The sequence below is a fragment of the Deinococcus aetherius genome (assembly GCF_025997855.1).
Lineage (GTDB): Bacteria > Deinococcota > Deinococci > Deinococcales > Deinococcaceae > Deinococcus > Deinococcus aetherius.
Window position 1 is genome coordinate 377,922 of sequence record NZ_AP026562.1, and the last position, 16,319, is coordinate 394,240.

Consider the following 16,319-nt stretch of genomic DNA (forward strand, 5'->3'; position numbering starts at 1 on the left):
CACCCACCCCTAAGGGAACTGGGCGGCCACCACACTCCCCTCCTAACCACGCCAGAGGTCGTCAGTTCTTGAAGACGGTGGTGAACGCCTCGGTCCCCAGGGGACTGGGCGTCCAGCCCTGCAGATTCGGCACTTTCGCAGCCAGGGGACGACTGTGGACAATAGGAATGCGCACCGCTGCGTCGTGCGTGAGCTTGTGAATCTGGCCGTACACCCGGGCCTGCTGCGTCCTGCCAATGGCGGCCTGCGCCTGTAAGAGGAGCGCGTCCAGTTCCGGGGGCGCGTACTTGCTATCACTACTCACGTCCGCCCCGTAGTAGGCACCGTAAAAGTCCAGGGGGCTGCCGTTCCCCGGCGTCCAGCCGATCATGTACATGTCGAAGCCGGGCTGGAAGCGGTGCTGCAAGTAGGCGGCCCAATCCTCGGTTTTCAGGTTGACCTTGATCCCGATGTCGCTCAGATCGGCTGCCATCGCCTCCGCGATGGGTTTGGGCGTGGGGAAGTACGGGCGCGAGACGGGCATGTACCACAAGTCGAGGGAGAACCCGTTCGGGTACCCGGCCGCCGCGAGGAGAGCCTTGGCGGCCTTGGGATCGTACATGACGTTCGCGGGCACCTGTTTAGAGTTCGCCCACGCGAGCGCCGGCGGCAGGAAACTGTTGTCGCTGACGCCCAAGTCGCCCCAGAAGCTCTCCACGATGGCTTTCTTGTTGATCGCCATGCTAATGGCCCGGCGAACGCGGACATCCTTCAGGTAAGGGTTGCTGCTGTTTAAGCTTAGAAACCCAACGTTGAACGACGGCTTCAGGACAGGCTCGATGCGCCGGTCCGCCCGGACATTCGCCAGCGCGTCAGGGTTGAGGTCGGAGGTGAAGTCAATGGTGCCGCTCTTGAGTTCGTTCAGGCGGGCACTCGGGTCCTTGATGAAGCGCAACACGAGCCCGTCGGACTTCGGCGCACCGCCCCAGTACCCAGGGTTGGCTCGCAGGACCATCCGGTCCCCCGTCGTCCAACTCTGGTAGATAAATGGCCCTGTTCCGACGGCCCCCGCCCTCGGCGTACCGTAGTCGGCCCCCGCTTTCCTCACCGCCGCCGGGCTCGCCATGCCGAAGAACGTGGAGCCGATGACGAGCGGGAAATCGGCGTAGGGTTTGGACAGCACGAAGCGAATCCGGTAAGGTCCCTCCTTGAGGATGTCCTTCACCGTGCCCTTGGGATCACCCTTGAAGCCGTTGAAGGCCCGCCCCCAGCTCTGCCAGTCCTTGTTGGCGTCGCGGTAACCGTTGGGGTCTTTCGGGTCCCACCAGCGGTTCAGGTTGAAGAGCGCGGCGTCCGCGTTGAAGGGCGTGCCGTCGGTGAACTTCACGCCGGGCCGCAGGAAGAAAGTCCACTCGGTCGAGGTCGCGTTCGCCTGCCAGCGCAGGGCCAGGCCTGGCTGAGGGGTGGTCGTGCCGGGCTTGAAGCTGACCAGGGTGTCGTAGATCTGGGCCTGCGCGAGCGCCGAGCCGGTGTCGTTGATGTTCCCGGACTCGAGGCTGGTGGGCTCGCTGCCCATGCCGTACACGATGGAGGCCGCCCCCGCATGGCCCGCGGCCAGCAGGAGGGTGGACAACAGGAGCTTGATCTTCACACGTTCTCCTTTTCCCGGCCGTTCAGGGCCAGCACGGTGTTCACGAACAGGGCCGTTCCCGTTTTCAGGGCGGGCTCGTAGATGTCAAAGCGGGGGTGATGGTGGGGGTAGGTGATGCCTCGCTCGGGATTGCCGCTGCCGAGGCTGAAGAAACATGCAGGCACCCGTTCGGAGAAGTAGGCGAAGTCCTCTCCGGCCATGCTGGGGGGGATGGCCTCGACCCGGTCCTCGCCCCCGAGCCGGACGGCCACAGCGCGCACTGCCTCAGTGAGGTGGGGGTCGTTCACTACGCTCGGGTATCCAGGGAACTCCTCGAAGGTGGCCTCCGCCTCGAAGCCGCTCACGATGCCCTCCAGGAGCCGCCTCATGCGGCGCGGCACCTCCTGTCGGACCCCCGGTTTGAAGGTCCGGACTGTGCCCTGGAGTCGAACCGTCTCCGGAATGACGTTGTAGGCGTGACCTGCGTCGAGCTGGGTGACGGAGAGCACCGCGCTGTCGAGGGGGTCCACGTTGCGGCTCACGATAGTCTGGAACGCCGTGATCACCTGTGCGGCAATGACGACGGGGTCCACGGCCTGGTGGGGCATCGCGCCGTGCCCGCCCCGCCCACGAATGTGAATGTCGAAGCGGTCGGGCGCGGCGGTCTGGGCACCTGCGCTCAGGCCGATGTGCCCGCTCGTGCCGGCGGCCCAGAGGTGTGCGCCCAGGGCGTAATCCACGCCGTCGAGGAGACCTCCTCTGACCAGCTCGACCGCCCCGCCGGGTGGGGCCTCCTCGGCGTGCTGGAAGATGAACCGGACCTCGCCCGCCAGGTCATCGCGTCGGGCGCAGAGGGCCTCAATGGCCCCCAGCAGCATGGCGGTGTGCCCGTCGTGACCGCAGGCGTGCATGACTCCCGGCACTGCCGAGGCGTATTCGACGTCGTTCTCCTCCTGGATGGGGAGGGCGTCCAGATCTGCTCTGAGGAGCGCCGTCTGGCCGGGACGGGGCGTCCTCAGGACGGCCAGGACGCTGGTCGGCGTCGGGCGGGTGATTTCTAGATCGGGGTACGCGCGCAGTTGCGCGTCGACGTAGGCACTCGTCTGGTGTTCCTGAAAGGACAACTCGGGGTGTTGGTGTAGGTGACGCCGCCACGCGATGATGCGGCGCTCGAGGTCCGGGGAGAGAGAGAAATCAGCGGTCGTCACCGGGCCTCCTCAAAGCATTCGAAGGGTCAAAAACACGACCTCAGGTGGCAGGCAAATTGCCCAGAACAGTTCAACTCTACGTGCCACCACTTGGGGCGGGTGGTGCATTGTGCAGATGGGGAACGTCCGCCGAAGGGGGCAGGCGTCCGTTCTGGTCCGGCGCCGTGAAGGGGGAGGCAGAACATGGGGGCCCTCGACCATCCATGAGGTTTGGGCTGAGGTCGCGGTTGACCTTCCCAGCTACGCTGTTTCACATTGCCCTCGCTCACTCCGCCGGATACTGCATCCCTGACGTGTTGGATTGGCGCCTGAACGTGAAAGGACGTGCGATGCTCTCAGCCCCTCCCCGAAAGACACCGCTGTGAGTTACGTGTCCTGGCAGGGTGGGCGGCTGCGCACCGGGGCCTCCACACCACGTGCCATCCCCAGGCATTTCACCCCGCAACAACGGGCCTTTGTCGGGGCGGTCCGGGACACGGAGCGGCATCTGGTCTTGCGCGCGACGGCTGGAAGTGGGAAGACAACGACGCTCGCGGAGGCGGCCTGGCACCTCGATACAGCACGCCCGGTGATGTACTTCGCGTACAACAAGCACGCGGTGACGGATGTCGGGCCTCGCCTGCCGCCCCGGGTGTCCGCGAGCACGCTGCACGCCTACGGGTTGCGGGTGTTGTGCCGCGAGCGGAGCGCCTCGTTGGACGTGGATGAGGACAAGAGCCTGCGCCTCGCTGGGGTGGTGTACGCGGAAGAGCGGGTGGAACGCCGCGTGTTGCGTGCGGCGGCTCGCGCGTGGGATGCGGCTCGGGAGCAAGCGCTGGACGGGGACGCGCACGAGGACGATCTCGTCGCCGAGTGGCCCCAGGAACAAGGCGTAGGTGCTCTGCGCCGAGTCCTGCACGGGATGAAGCGGCTCAGCCTGCATGACTGGCAGACGGGCGGCCTGCCGGATTTCACAGATTTCCTGTGGCTCCCGCTCGAACTCGGGTACGCCGATGGGACGCTGGGCGTGGCGCTGGTGGACGAGGCCCAAGACCTCACCCCCCTCCGGCAGCGCTTCGTGACGCACCTCCTGGGCCTGAACGGCAACGACAGCCGTGCCGGTCGTCTGATCGCTGTGGGAGACCCCGAACAAGCGATCTATACCTACGCCGGGGCGGACCCGCAAGGCCTGTGGCGACTTGCGGAACGTTTGGGGGCTCAGGAGCTGCCCTTGAGTGTCTCCTTCCGTTGCCCGACCAGCCACGTGCAGCTTGCCCGGAATGCCAGCACCTTCATCCAAGCGGCTCCTCAAGCACGAACAGGCACGGTCGAGCACTTGGCAGCGGAGACGGCCACGTACGCGCGCGGAGACGTAATCCTCTCCCGCCTGAACGCACCACTCGTCCGCGCCGCCCTGCTGCTGATGACGCAGGACGTCAGCGTGAACATCCGAGGCCGTGACCTTGCCGCTCGTCTGGAGGCCGCCGCGCAAGACGCTTTTCCACGACCCTTCACGAAAGATGGGATCAAGGACCTCGTGGACGTGCTGTACGAGAAGCGGGCGGCACCCTTGGTTAAGAAGGCTCGGGAGGGGGACCTGGCGGCGAAGAAGGCGTTGGGGGAACTCAAGGACCTGTGCGCCTGCCTGCGCCTCCTCGCGCTGAGGGCCGCGAACGTGGCAGGTGGAACCGCGAGCATCATGGACGTGATGGGCGTGCTGCGCGGGTTGTACCACGAGGACGCCGACGTTCTCCTCAGCACCGTCCACCGCGCGAAGGGGTTGGAGTGGGAGCGGGTGACGTTGCTGTACCCGGAACTGATGCCCTCCCCGCACGGGGACCCGGAAGAGGAACGTTGCGTGTTGTTCGTGGGCCTGACCCGGGCCAAGGACACGCTGCGCTTGGCGTACGGGAAGGAGAGTTGGACCAACGGCTGGAGGTTGCACCCCGCTCCGCTGTCGGAGAACGAGACCACACCGCTCCAAGAGACGGACAGCGTAGTGCTGGAGAAAGAGCTGGGGCAGCAATTCCAGGTGGAGGACGTGCCGCCTCCCCTGCGGCCACCGTCGCGTCCGGTACCGCCACCGCCCGTCAGTGAGCGCGTTCAACACGCCCAGCGCTTGCGGGTAGTGCAGGTGCCCCAAGACGTCGAGGATCCCCGAACCCTGCCCTTGTACGGCGGGTTGGACAACCTGCTCGTCCTCGCGTTGCGCGAGCGCTTGGAAGCCCTGTTGGGGGAACCACGCCCGGCCCTGCGGGAGTGGGCGGAGGGGTCGCTGACCCTGCTGCGGACGATGGGGAGTCGTCAGGTGCGGGTGAACGCGGCGACCTTGAGACAAGTGGAGCGGGCGGCCAGTCAGGCTCGTCTGGCGGTGCCCTTGATGCAGGCGTTGACTGCCAAGCAGGTGCCGGTCGTCATGTTTGAGACGCACTTCGCGCGGGTGCGGGCGGGGCAAGTCACACGACAGGGCGAGCGGGTGTGGAGCGTGACGGTGGACGGGCAGGCGTTGCGATTCGATCCACGCACGGGGGAGGTCCTGGGGGAGCCTTTCACGCCGCTCGCCCCGCACCTGCAACGGAAGGAGACGTGCGGGTCCTGATCGTCCCGCGTTGGGTCAGGCCGACTCAACTCGAGTCCAGATCGGCGTGAGGGTCTCGACTGGCGGATCGAACAGGCCGGGCTGCCCGCCCTGCTCGAACACTTGCTGGAAATCTTCGGGCCGCAACGCCTTGCGCAAGCGCGTCGCGTACGCCTTATGCAGGTGGGCCGCGTAGTGCTTCACGTCGTAATCCCGCCCGTCCGGGTTCGTGTCCAGCGGCATCAAGCCCAGCCCAGCCCGGTGGTACAGCATCACCCGTTCTCCCGCCCGCCACGCGCGCCCTAACCCGTGCAGCGCCTCGTACGCGGCCTCCTTGCGGGCCGGTCGAGTGGCGGCATACACTTCCGGCGTTTTCGTCAGCCGCACTCGACTCGCCACTTCTGTGTTGGTGAACTCACGGGCTCCTAAGACGCGTAGCGTCTCCAGGTACACCTCACGCACGCCCACCACGTCACCGCTGAGCAAGCACCGTAAGGCACGCTGGAGGAACACTCGGCCGTAGGCCTCCGTCCGGCTGGACTCGAAGGCGGCGCCCCGGAGTTCGAGGCGCCCGTCGTACCGTAGTAAGGCGTAGTTCTTGATCTCATGGCTCAGCATCGCTCGCGCTCGCCCATCGAACTCCAGCGAGACGCCGGTGGGCAGCAACGCGTCCACCTCCGCGATCAGGTGCACTTCGTCCCCTTCCGTCCAGCCTTCTGGGCAGGCGAAGAACACGCCGTCGGTGTCGGCCTCAATCAGGGTTACCTCACGTTCGCGTAGGGCCATCACCACCTGGGACAGCACTTCCCGTCCGCGCCGGGTGATGTGGTCGGCCGCCTCGCGGTCCGCGAAGAGGGCCAGTCGTCCAGCCCCGAGGTAGCCGTACCCGGCATTCACGACGAGCTTCATGGCGCTCTGCATGGCGTCGTGCTCTCCAGGGTCGCCCCGCTTGGCGGCGGCTTTATGGTGCAGCCGCAGGGTGGTGAGGTGGTCCATCAGGTGCAGGAACACGCCCAGGGGGTCACAGGCCGGGCCGATGCGCTCGGCGCGGATCAGGCTGGGGTACATACTGGCGACATCGGCTTTCACGACTTGGGACAGGACGCCCTCGGCGTAGAGCTGGACGGCACCGCCCTGGTGAGGCTCGCCCGCCTGGTGTTGGTTGCTGGGAAGAGCATGTCCGGCGTTCAGGTAGGCGCGCACCAGCATCGGTTCGAGCAGACCGGTCGCTGGTCCGGCGTACGGGAGGCGGTGGTAGGGCCGGGGCGCCATCTTCGCCAGGGCGAAGGAGGGGGCCAGGACGCGGCGGGCGAGGGCGTCGACTTCCTGCACGTCTTGCAAGGCGTACCGCCGCACGGTGGCCGGGTCGGTCCGGTACGTCTGGGCGATCTGGTCGCCTTCCAGGTACACCCGGCCTTTGGGTGCGATGCCGAAGAGTTTGGAGACGACTTTGAGGCTGGCGCTGGGGAGGTCGAGGCGGCGAACCGCGTCGATGGTGTCCACGATCTCTCGGCCTGAACAGGCCCAGTGCGGAGTCGAGCGGCCATCCGACACCCGCCACATGCCGGGCGGTCCGCCGGGACGGCCCAGGTCGAGAGCCAGCCCATGCCCCTCGGCCCGGCCGAGGAGGAAGGGGAGGTCGAAGGCGCTGAGGTTGTGGTTCTCCAGCACGTCCGGGTCACGTTCGCGGATGACGTGCAGCAAGTCGAGGATCAACTGCGGTTCCTCGGCGGCCCGGCGGGCTTCGAGCACCACTTCAAATCCCCGGTTGTCGCGGACGGCGATCATGAAGATGCGGCCGTCTTGGGGAAAGAGGCTGGTGGTCTCCAGGTCGAACTGGAGGCGGTGCAGATCGTCGAAGGCCAGGCCCTTGAAGTAGGTGCGGCCGGAAGCCATCAGGTATTGCTCGGTGGGGCCGACCGTGTAGTAGCCGGGGAGGTCGTGCAGGCTAGTGATGGGGTGCCCGAGGCGTTGGGACGCACCATTGAGGACAGCTTGCCGTAAGGCGCGGCCATCCTGGGCGGTGAGGAGGTACTTGAGGCTGCCGGGTGGGCCGGGGAGTTCCCGCACGTGGAAGGGGGCTTGATCATCGTTCCAGGAGCGCCTCGTGCCGAGGCGCTGGAGGTCCGCAAGATCGCGGGCGTACAACCAGGGGCGGAAACGAGCACGTTCCAGCACGACCTGCTCCTGGACACGGCGCCAGATGAGGGCGTGGCCGTTGAGGGTGGCGTGGACGGAGACGATGCCGGGGGTGGGATCCTGTCCGAACAGGAGGGGGTCCAGCCCTTGGGCGGCCGTAGGGTTGTGCGAGGGGGTCTGCAACGTTCGGGACCGTGTTCAGGGTTGAGGGTGCTGATCGGGAGGGTGCGCCGCTTCAGGAGTACGGTCTGAGCATATTCCTTTCTCCCGCTTTGTCCTTCAGGATAGAAAGGTGCTTGTGTCGGCCGTCTTCGAAACTTGGGGGTGGGGTTCGTGATTCGGGAGCAACTCGTTGCCCCGTCCCCCACGGACCTCACCGCGTTCTTGCTGCGGCATACGCGGACACGGGACTGTCTGGTGCAGGTGGCGGGCCTGGCGGAGGTCACCTACCAGGGCCGGGCTGCGAGCACAGCTGACGTCGGCTCGTACCTCGTCCTCCTGAAGCGGGACGGGAGCTTGCAGATTCACGCGCCGAAGGGCGTGAAGCCGATGAACTGGCAGCCGCGCACGGATGAGATCACCGCCCGGGTCGAGGACGGGCAGTGCGTCCTGCTGGCGTCTAGGCGCAGTCGGGTGGAGCAGGTGCGCGTCGTCTTCCTGGAGGCTCAACTGGCTCAGGCGTTGGAGCTTTCGGAGGAGGCGGGCTTTGTCCTCTCCGGATCGGAAGCGCAGATGCAGGACGCGCTCGCACGCCACCCGGACCTTATTGAGCCGGGCCTGCGGGTGTTGAACCGGGAATTGCTGGTGGAATCGGGCGGTATCGACCTGTACGCGCAGGATGCTGTGTCCCAGCTCGCCCGATACGTGGCGTCGGTACAGCGGATGGTGGGCTCAGTGGTCGTGCGCGGGATTCTGGCCGCCCCCTCGATCACGACGCCGGCGCGAGCGCAACTGGAAGGGCGAGGGTTCGAGTTCCGGGAAGTGCAAGCCCTGCCCGCCGTGGTGTCGGCCTCGACGCAACCGGGGCTGTTCGAAGCTTGACTTCCCCGGTTGCCTCAAAAGAAAAGCGCCCCTCGTGGGGCGCTCCGGTGGACGTGTCCTTACTCGGCAGCGTCGCCCGTGCCGCCCAGCGTACCCTTCAGGGTGTTGGCTACTTTGAAGGCGACCTTCTTGCCCGCGGGAATCTGGATGCGCTCGCTGGTGCCGGGGCGCACGCCGGTGCGGGCGGCGGTGGCCTTCACGCTCAACGTCCCCAAGCCCGGCAACCCCACACTCTTCCCGCTCTTGATTGCGTCAATGATCACTTCCATCGCGGCATCTACGACCTGACCGGCCTGTTTCTTGGGCAGGCCACTCTGCTGAGCCACCTGTTCCACAAGCTGCGTCTTGCCGATCTTGCCGCCCGGGCCGCTCTCGGAGGGAGCCTGCGGAGCGGGTTCAGCTTCCGGTGCTTGCTGCTTGGCTGAAGTCTTCTTCGCTGGAGCCTTCGCCGTTTTTTTGGTCATGGCCCGCATCGTGACGGCTCCACCCTCGGAATGCAAGCGAAATTGCCCGGAGGACACCGGTCTGCTCGCCCTGCCGCCTCCCTGCTGCCCCTCAGTGGTAGACGCGGTGCAGTTCGGAGACGTACCGCGCCAACTCGTGCGCCGGGGCGTCCACCCTCTGCGCGGCCCGGACGCGCTCCTGCAAGACTTCCACATCCAGGGGGTCCACCTTAAGGACCTGGTTGGCGAACAACACCACCCGCCGCCAGTCCCCCCGTTCGCGCGCCTGCGTCATCTGTTTGCGCAGCTCGATGGTCAGGGCAAGGAGCGTTTCTTCACGGCGCTGGCGCACCCAGTCGCTCTCCTCGACCCCGGGCAGGAACTCTCCCCGGTATAAGGCCAGCGCCCGAGCGGCCTCCCCGTCTTTGACGGCTACCAGGAGGTGCGAGAAGTCCAACTCCACCTGTACGCCTGGCCCCAGCCGGTACACCGGCGCCCGGTGCGGCCCGCTGCACCCCACCACCTCGGGCCCGAGCTTGTCGCGCAGGTCCCAGATGCACTGCCGGAGGTAGCTGCTGCCCGTCTGGTCATCCTTATCGGGAAACAACTCCAGTTGCATCTGGGCCCGCGTCCGCCCGGGGTGCAGGGTCAGGTAGGTCAGCAGCAGGGGGCTATTGGGGTACGCGAAGCGCACCTCCTCGCCGTCCCGGGTCACGGCCACCCGCCCCAGCGTCGTGACGTGCAGGCGCATCGCCCCGTCCTCCGCCAACCGGGGTGTTCCAGCGAGGTGGGCCAGGCGGTCGAGCAACGGTTCGAGGTACGGCGCCAGGTCGGGTTCCAGCAGGGCGTAGTGCATCAGTTCCGAGAGTTCTTCCACGTCGGGTTTGAACTCGTGGAGCTGCTTGAGACGCAGCATGGCCGTCAACGCCTCGGAGAGCGACCTGGCCGCCTCCACTTCCCGCCGCAGGCGCAGCTCGCACGCCGCGAGGTGCAGCAGCACACGGATCAGCTCCGGCGTGGCGTCCGCTTGCCGGAACGCACTCGCTGCCGTCGCCAGCCGGTCATACGCCGTCTCGTAATCCCCCCGGCGCCGCCGCAACACGCCGTCTGTCGCCCACAACTCGGCGGGCCACTGCTCCTCCGGCAGCCCGAAGCCGTGCAAGGTCCCCAGGGCCTGCCCGTGCAGGTTCATCAGGCTCTGGTGCTCAGCCAGCCGCGAGATGGCCCACACCCGCAGGTGGTGGTCGCCCAGCTCCTCGGCGAGGGGATGCAGCGCCTCCAGCGTTCGGGCGTAGCTCTTGTACCCGCCGCTTAAGCGGTACAACTCCGCCTCACTGCACAGCAGGTGCGCGGCGACGCGGGGGGCGGGCGCCTTGGAGAGGGCCTGCTTGGCGGCCACCAGCGTCGTGTGGGCGTCGGCGAACTCGCCCCCCCGGATCTGGAGGTCGAGCAGGTTCTTGAGGGCACTCAGTCGCGGCGCGGGGTCGGGCTCAATGGGCAGGGCGTGGATGGCTTCCTGCAACAGCAGCTTGGCCCGCGCGACGTGCCCGAGGATCGCGTGCATCTGCGCGAGGGACTGGGTGACGCTCGCCGTCAGGGCGTCGTCGCCCAGGGCGACGTACCCGTGCCAGGCGCGCTCGACCTTTCTCAACCCTTCCTGGGTGTCCCCGGCCTCGAAGGCGGCGACCCCCCACCAGCGCAGGGCGCGCAGCTTGAGTTCGCCCTCCGGGAGCCCGGACAAGACCTCCTCGAGGTGGGCGCGGGCCTCGTCGTAGCGCCCGAGCAACCGCAGCAGGTTGCCATGCTCGACGGTGCCCTCCGGGTCCCCCAGGATGGTCGCACGGTGCAGGGAACTCTCGGCCTGCGCGAGCTGGCCGGTGCGCAGTAGGGCGATCCCGAGGAGGGCGTACTCACGGGCACTCCTGGCCTGCCCCTGGAGGAGGGTGACGACGGCGGCGTACGAACCGGCGGCAAAAGCGTCTTGGGCTGGGGAATGCGTCATGGAGAGGGTTTCCGTTTCTAAACAGGTCTCGCTCTACCTTAACCCATGCTGAAGAAAGTTGTGCTCATGTGCGGCGCGCTCCTGATCCCCCTGTGCTCCTTCGCCTCGGCGGGGTCCAAGGACTTCGGGCAGAAGGCACCGATCAGCGCGGACGGCAGCAAGGACTTCGGGGACCGATGACCCGCCCGGCGCAGCCCAAGCCCCTGAAGGTGCCGCCGCCCCGCGTCGAGGAGGTGCGGCTGGAGTTGGCAGCCGAACGCCAGGCCCTGCCCGTGATCGGCCGGCCCTCGCTGGACTTCGGTGACCGCTGACGTCATTGCCCCCCAGGGCAATGACCGCCCTCCCACATCGCTATGACACTTCCAATCTTCAAGGCGTGATCAAGCAGGAGATCACGCCTCTGTCTTTTGGGAAGGTGGGCTGACGGAACGCGTGCCTCTGATGGTCGACACTGCCCTCATGAGCCGCCTCGTGGTGCATGTGGACATGGACGCCTTCTACGCCTCCATCGAGGTGCGCGACCAACCGGAACTCGCCGACAAGCCCGTCGCCGTCATCGTGCCGGGCCGCAGGGGCGTGGTGATGACCGCCAACTACGTGGCCCGGGGCTTCGGCGTCCATAGCGCTTTACCCGCCCACCTCGCCCGGCGTCGCTGCCCCGGCATCATCCTGATTCCGCAGCGCATGGAGGTGTACCGCGCCGTCTCCGCCCAGATTCACGGCATCTTCGCCCAGTACACCGACGTGATCGAACCCCTCGCCCTCGACGAGGCGTACCTCGACGTGACCCAGGAGCAACGGACGCTCGATCAGGCTGAAGAGATGGCCCGGAGCATCCAGGCCGACATCCTGGCCGAAACCCAGCTCACCTGCTCCGCCGGGGTGTCGGTGAACAAGTTCCTCGCCAAGCTGGCGAGCGGGATGAAAAAGCCCGCTGGCCTGACCGTCATCTCTCCCGAGGAGGTGGACGCCCTGCTCGCCGCCCTGCCGGTGGAGGAGTTTTTTGGGGTGGGCCCCGTGATCGCGGGGAAGCTCCAGGCCCAGGGCACCCACACCGGAGCGGACCTGCGTGCGCGGTCCCTGGCGGAACTGCAAGCCATCCTGGGCTCCGGCAAGCTGGCCCCACGGCTCTACGACCTGGCACGGGGGGTGGACGAGCGCCCCGTCGAGGCGCACCGGGAGGCGAAGTCCATTGGGGTCGAGCAGACCTTCGAGCGGGACCTGACGAGCCGCGAGGCGTTGCTGGCAGAACTGCCGGGGATCACGGCGGAGGTGGAGGCGCGGCTGGCGAAGCGGGGGTACGTGGGGCGGACGGTGGTGTTGAAGCTGCGGTACGAGGACGGGACGCGGGTCACCCGTCACCGGACCCGGGAGGAGCCGCTGGCGACGGCGGACGAACTGGCCCAGGCTGCCGCCGAGGTGTTGACTCCGGAACTGCTCGCCGGGCACCGCGTGCGCCTCCTGGGCGTGAGCGTCGTCAACCTCAGCCCCCGGCAAGGGGCGTGAAGGCGGGTTGGACGGTCCCAGGCTCCGAGGTCGGGGCAGCCACACCGGAACAGGCAAGCGGTCCGTACCAATGACCTTCTTCCAGGGCCTGGCGCGCTGGGGGTCAGGCTGAGCTCAGCGGTGAGAACGACGCCCCGGCCATACGCTTCTCCTGAAGCTGGGCGCAGACACCAAGACCGTGCCGTTGCGGGCTCTGGGCCCGCCTGTGGAAGCGTCCCGGGTCAGGTGCGACCGCAGACACCCCGACTCTCTGGCGCGACGCTTTCCGGCCCAGTGTGGCTCAGAAGGTAACCCCCGGCAGCTGCGGCAAAGGGGTTCGGTCCGCGTGTGGGTGCAGCGTCTGCTTTTCCATCGCCCGCCCTGCCCCTTCTGGGTCAAGCTATCCCGATGACTGCCTCCTCGCTCCCCCTGCCCGCCGCGCTTCAGGCGCGGCACCTGCGTGAGGCCGCGCTGATGCTGGGGCGCGCCTTCCACGACGACCCGCTGATCACGCACCTGTTGCCCGACCCGGCGCGGCGTGGGCGCGAGGCCCCCGGTTTCCTGGGCGGCTTGGCGCGCTGCTGCCTGGCCTATGGCGAGGTCCACGCCGCCCCTGGGCTCGCGGGCGTCGCGTGCTGGCTGCCCCCGGGCGAGCACGCGACCACCTGGCGCCACCTGCGCACCGGCGGTCTCGCCGTACCCCGGCAACTCGGCGGGGCGGGCCTGCGGCGGGTGCTGGCCGTCCAGGCGTACCTGGGCCGCGAGCACGCCAGGCACGCTCCGGGGCCGCACTGGTACCTGTACCTCCTGGGCGTCGAGCCGGCCTGTCAGGGGCGTGGGGTGGGCCGCGCCCTGCTCTCACCCTCCCTGGCACGCGCGGACGCCCAGGGGGTGGCGTGCTACCTGGAGACCCAGAACCCCCGCAACGTCGGCTTCTACGAGCGGCAGGGCTTTCGGGTGACGAGCGACGGGCAGGTCCCCGGCACGGCGCTGCGGGTGTGGACGATGCGCCGCGACCCGGCGCTCAGGTGAGTTCCGGAACCGACGTCAGGTGCGGTTCGACCTCGGCCGCCGGCAGCGGGCGGCCGAGCAAAAAGCCCTGGGCGCGCCCACACCCCAGCGCCGCCGCTGCCTCGAGTTGCGCCGGAGTCTCCACCCCCTCGGCCACCACCTCCAATCCCAGCCCCCGTCCCAGGGCCACCACCGCCTGCGCCACCCGGTCTGCCTGTCCGGCCCGGCCCAGCCCGCTGATCAGGGCGCGGTCCACCTTGAGCACGTCGAGGGGCAGGTGCGCGAGGTGGCTCAGCGAGGAGTGGCCCTGGCCGAAGTCGTCGAGGGCCACGCGCACCCCCAGCCGCCGCAACGCGCGCAGCACCGTGACGGTGCGCTCCACCTCGCGCATCGCCAGCCGCTCGGTCACTTCCAGCTCCAGCCAGGTCGCGGCCAGCCCGTGGCGGCGCAGGGTGGCTTCCACCTGGGGGACAAACTCCTCGCGGGCGAGTTGGGCGGGGGACACGTTGACCGCGACGCGTACGGGGGCCAACCCCAGGCGCTGCCACGCCGCGTTCTGGCGGCACGCCTCGTCGAGCACCCAGGCCCCGATCTCGGCGATCAGGCCGGTGTCCTCGGCCACGGGGATAAAGCGGCCGGGCGCGACTGAGCCCAGTTCGGGGTGAGTCCAGCGCAGCAGCGCCTCCAGCGCGAGCACCTGGCGGCCAAGCAGGTCGAACTGTGGCTGATAGTGGAGTTCGAACTCGCCGCGCCCAACCGCGCCGCGCAGCAGGGTCTCGATCCCCGCCGCCGCGTCCAGATCCGGCGTGTAGGCTCGCCAGGCGTTCTTGCCGTGCGCCTTGGCATGGTACATGGCGGTATCGGCATGGCGCAGCAGCACGTCGGCTTCACGGGCGTCTGCCGGGTACACGCTCAGCCCCACCGATCCCGTCACGCTGGCCTGGCGCCCACCCAACGCGTAGGGCCGGGCGAGTTCCTCGAGGACGGCCTGGGCTACTCGCTCGGCCTCCCGGCCGACCACCCCGGGCAGCAGCGTGGTGAACTCGTCGCCGCTCAGCCGCGCGACCAGGCCCGGCTGGGGGACGGCCCCGCGCAGCCGCACGGCCACCTCGCGCAGCAGGGCGTCGCCCGCCGCGTGCCCGAGAGTGTCGTTCACCGCCTTGAAGCCGTCGAGGTCCACGAACAGCACGGTGAGTTCCTCACCGGTCACGCTGGCCTGGCTCACCGCCGCCTCCAGATGGGCCGTGAAGGCGGCGCGGTTGGGCAGCCCGGTGAGGGCGTCGTGCTGCGCCTGATGGGCGAGTGCGGTGAGGAGTTCGCTCTTGCGGTGGTCTGCCTCCTCCAGGGCCAGGGTCCGCTGCCGCAGTGCCGAGCCGATCTGCACGTTCTCGTGGATCACCAGGCCCTGCCGCGCCAACATCAGCAGGGTCGCCGCAAAGCACGCGGCCGCAATCCAGGCGCGTATTCGGGTGTCCCCTGAAAAGTAGGCGAAGAGCAGCAGGTACAGCGCGATCAGCGCGCCGTACGGCAGGACTGAGTTCAGGAGGGCCCCGTTCTCGAGGAGGAGGTCCGTGCGCCGGGCCGCGTCCTGCCGCTGTCGCAGGGCGGCCAGCACGAAGCACAGCTCGGCGAGCACCCACCCGCTGACCGAGAGCAGTTTGTGCGTTTGGAGGGCGGGCAGTTGCCCCAGCGGCGTCTCGAACACGAGCACCGAGAGGCCGAACAGGAAATCGGCGAGCAGGAGCCAGCGGGCGGGACGCACGTTGCGGGGGGTGGCGGGGGCAAGCAGGACCAGCGCGCCCAGCAGCACGAACAGGAGGCCGCCGCTGATCTGAATGAGCTTGTCCAGGTCCAGCGTGAGCATAGGCACGCCCCAGTGCGCGGCAGCCTCCTGCGGCCAGCGCACCAGCCCCACCCACCCGGCCAGGCCCCCCGCCAGGGCCAGGGTGAGCACGTCGATGGCGAGCTTAAGTCGGTCGCGGGCCAGGGCGGGCGCGCTGGGCAGCAGCAGCAGCCCGACCAGCATCGGGGGGGGAATCAGGGCGAACAGCAGGTCCGCGACCGGGCCGTCCTCCCGCACGGGGCCACCCAGGTGCACGTGCAGGCTCTCCGCCGTGAAGGCGGCCACCAGCGTGAGGTGGGCCGCGAGCATAAAGGTCCAGGCCCACCGGGTCCGGCCCTCGGCGCCCCGCCGGGCGATCCAGGCAGCCAGGGTTCCCAGCAGGCCGAGCGGCAGCATGAAATCCTGGTCGAAGCGGTACGCCGCCTCCGGGCCGGGTAGCCAGAGCGTGAAGAGCACCGTGCACAGCAGGAAATACACCAGCAGCAGGGCAGCCACCCCGGCGAGCAGGTGGGAGAGGAACCTGGGTGAGGAGGGGGGGGGATGGGGCGTCGGGGACCTCATGGGCGGCGCGCCCTGAGGCGCTGGGGCGAGCGTAACGCCTCCCGCCTCACAGCACTCCTACTGGGGGCCGGGTGAACCCCAACGTCCCGGGAGAAGCCGGCCAGCCGGGCCGGGTGTGCGGTTTGGACGGTCGGGGGGCGCCCGGCGTGGGGGGACGTGGCCGGGGAACAGGCCGGTGGCCAGGTTCTTCCCCCGCGGCCCTGAACTCCGGTGGCGGATGGGGTGGCCAGCGGACGGGCCTGGTGCGCCGTGAGAGAACCGGGCGGCCGACGTTCGCCCACCACGCGCCTTCACGGGCGTCCACCCTCTCGGGAAAGTCCTCTTCGGTTCCCATCTTCCGGGTGTGGAGAATACCTGGCGGCAGCTCACGGCCACCTGCGTCTCTGGATTCAAGCACCCCGCAGCGCCGAGGTGCTAACG

12 protein-coding genes are annotated in these 16,319 nt (G+C 68.4%); 6 read left to right on the top strand and 6 right to left on the bottom strand.

The window, feature by feature from the left end; all coding sequences use genetic code 11:
- Nucleotides 1-61 precede the first annotated feature (61 nt).
- Nucleotides 62-1,555, bottom strand: a complete 1,494-nt coding sequence (locus tag DAETH_RS21445; RefSeq protein ID WP_264778564.1) for an ABC transporter substrate-binding protein — start codon at nt 1,553-1,555, stop codon at nt 62-64.
- A 71-nt stretch (nt 1,556-1,626) separates the two neighbouring features.
- Entirely contained in the window at nt 1,627-2,817 is a 1,191-nt protein-coding gene (locus tag DAETH_RS21450) for an amidohydrolase (protein WP_264778153.1), read from the bottom strand.
- Nucleotides 2,818-3,178: 361 nt separating this feature from the next.
- On the opposite strand from DAETH_RS21450, the gene DAETH_RS21455 reads away from it, so the two are divergent.
- Nucleotides 3,179-5,395, top strand: a complete 2,217-nt coding sequence (locus tag DAETH_RS21455; RefSeq protein ID WP_264778154.1) for a UvrD-helicase domain-containing protein — start codon at nt 3,179-3,181, stop codon at nt 5,393-5,395.
- 15 nt (nt 5,396-5,410) lie between these two features.
- Here DAETH_RS21455 and DAETH_RS21460 read toward each other — a convergent pair whose 3' ends face one another.
- Nucleotides 5,411-7,696: a 3'-5' exonuclease gene (locus tag DAETH_RS21460; protein WP_264778155.1), complete on the bottom strand. Its 2,286-nt coding sequence runs from the start codon at nt 7,694-7,696 to the stop codon at nt 5,411-5,413.
- Between the two features lie 141 nt (nt 7,697-7,837).
- On the opposite strand from DAETH_RS21460, the gene DAETH_RS21465 reads away from it, so the two are divergent.
- Nucleotides 7,838-8,554: an endonuclease NucS domain-containing protein gene (locus DAETH_RS21465; protein WP_264778156.1), complete on the top strand. Its 717-nt coding sequence runs from the start codon at nt 7,838-7,840 to the stop codon at nt 8,552-8,554.
- Nucleotides 8,555-8,613: 59 nt separating this feature from the next.
- Here DAETH_RS21465 and DAETH_RS21470 read toward each other — a convergent pair whose 3' ends face one another.
- Together DAETH_RS21470 and DAETH_RS21475 are read right to left on the bottom strand one after the other, a co-directional pair.
- Nucleotides 8,614-9,018: an HU family DNA-binding protein gene (locus tag DAETH_RS21470; protein ID WP_264778157.1), complete on the bottom strand. Its 405-nt coding sequence runs from the start codon at nt 9,016-9,018 to the stop codon at nt 8,614-8,616.
- 91 nt (nt 9,019-9,109) lie between these two features.
- Nucleotides 9,110-10,999, bottom strand: coding sequence for a BTAD domain-containing putative transcriptional regulator (locus tag DAETH_RS21475; RefSeq protein ID WP_264778158.1), 1,890 nt, complete (start codon nt 10,997-10,999; stop codon nt 9,110-9,112).
- A gap of 45 nt (nt 11,000-11,044) precedes the next feature.
- Between DAETH_RS21475 and DAETH_RS21480 the strand changes: the two genes are divergently transcribed.
- From DAETH_RS21480 to DAETH_RS21495, 4 genes are all read left to right on the top strand, one after another.
- Nucleotides 11,045-11,179 carry a hypothetical protein gene (locus DAETH_RS21480; protein ID WP_264778159.1) on the top strand — a complete coding sequence of 45 codons (135 nt, stop codon included), beginning with the start codon at nt 11,045-11,047 and terminating at the stop codon, nt 11,177-11,179.
- Nucleotides 11,176-11,310, top strand: a complete 135-nt coding sequence (locus tag DAETH_RS21485) for a hypothetical protein (protein WP_264778160.1) — start codon at nt 11,176-11,178, stop codon at nt 11,308-11,310. The genes DAETH_RS21480 and DAETH_RS21485 overlap by 4 nt, the downstream gene beginning before the upstream one ends.
- Before the next feature lie 148 nt (nt 11,311-11,458).
- Nucleotides 11,459-12,505, top strand: coding sequence for a DNA polymerase IV (gene dinB, locus DAETH_RS21490; protein ID WP_264778161.1), 1,047 nt, complete (start codon nt 11,459-11,461; stop codon nt 12,503-12,505).
- 387 nt (nt 12,506-12,892) lie between these two features.
- Nucleotides 12,893-13,516 (top strand): GNAT family N-acetyltransferase, encoded by a 624-nt coding sequence (locus DAETH_RS21495; RefSeq protein WP_264778162.1) that lies wholly within the window; start codon nt 12,893-12,895, stop codon nt 13,514-13,516.
- On the opposite strand, the gene DAETH_RS21500 is transcribed toward DAETH_RS21495, so the two are convergent.
- Nucleotides 13,509-15,899, bottom strand: a complete 2,391-nt coding sequence (locus DAETH_RS21500; RefSeq protein ID WP_264778163.1) for a putative bifunctional diguanylate cyclase/phosphodiesterase — start codon at nt 15,897-15,899, stop codon at nt 13,509-13,511. The genes DAETH_RS21495 and DAETH_RS21500 overlap by 8 nt on opposite strands.
- Nucleotides 15,900-16,319 lie beyond the last annotated feature (420 nt).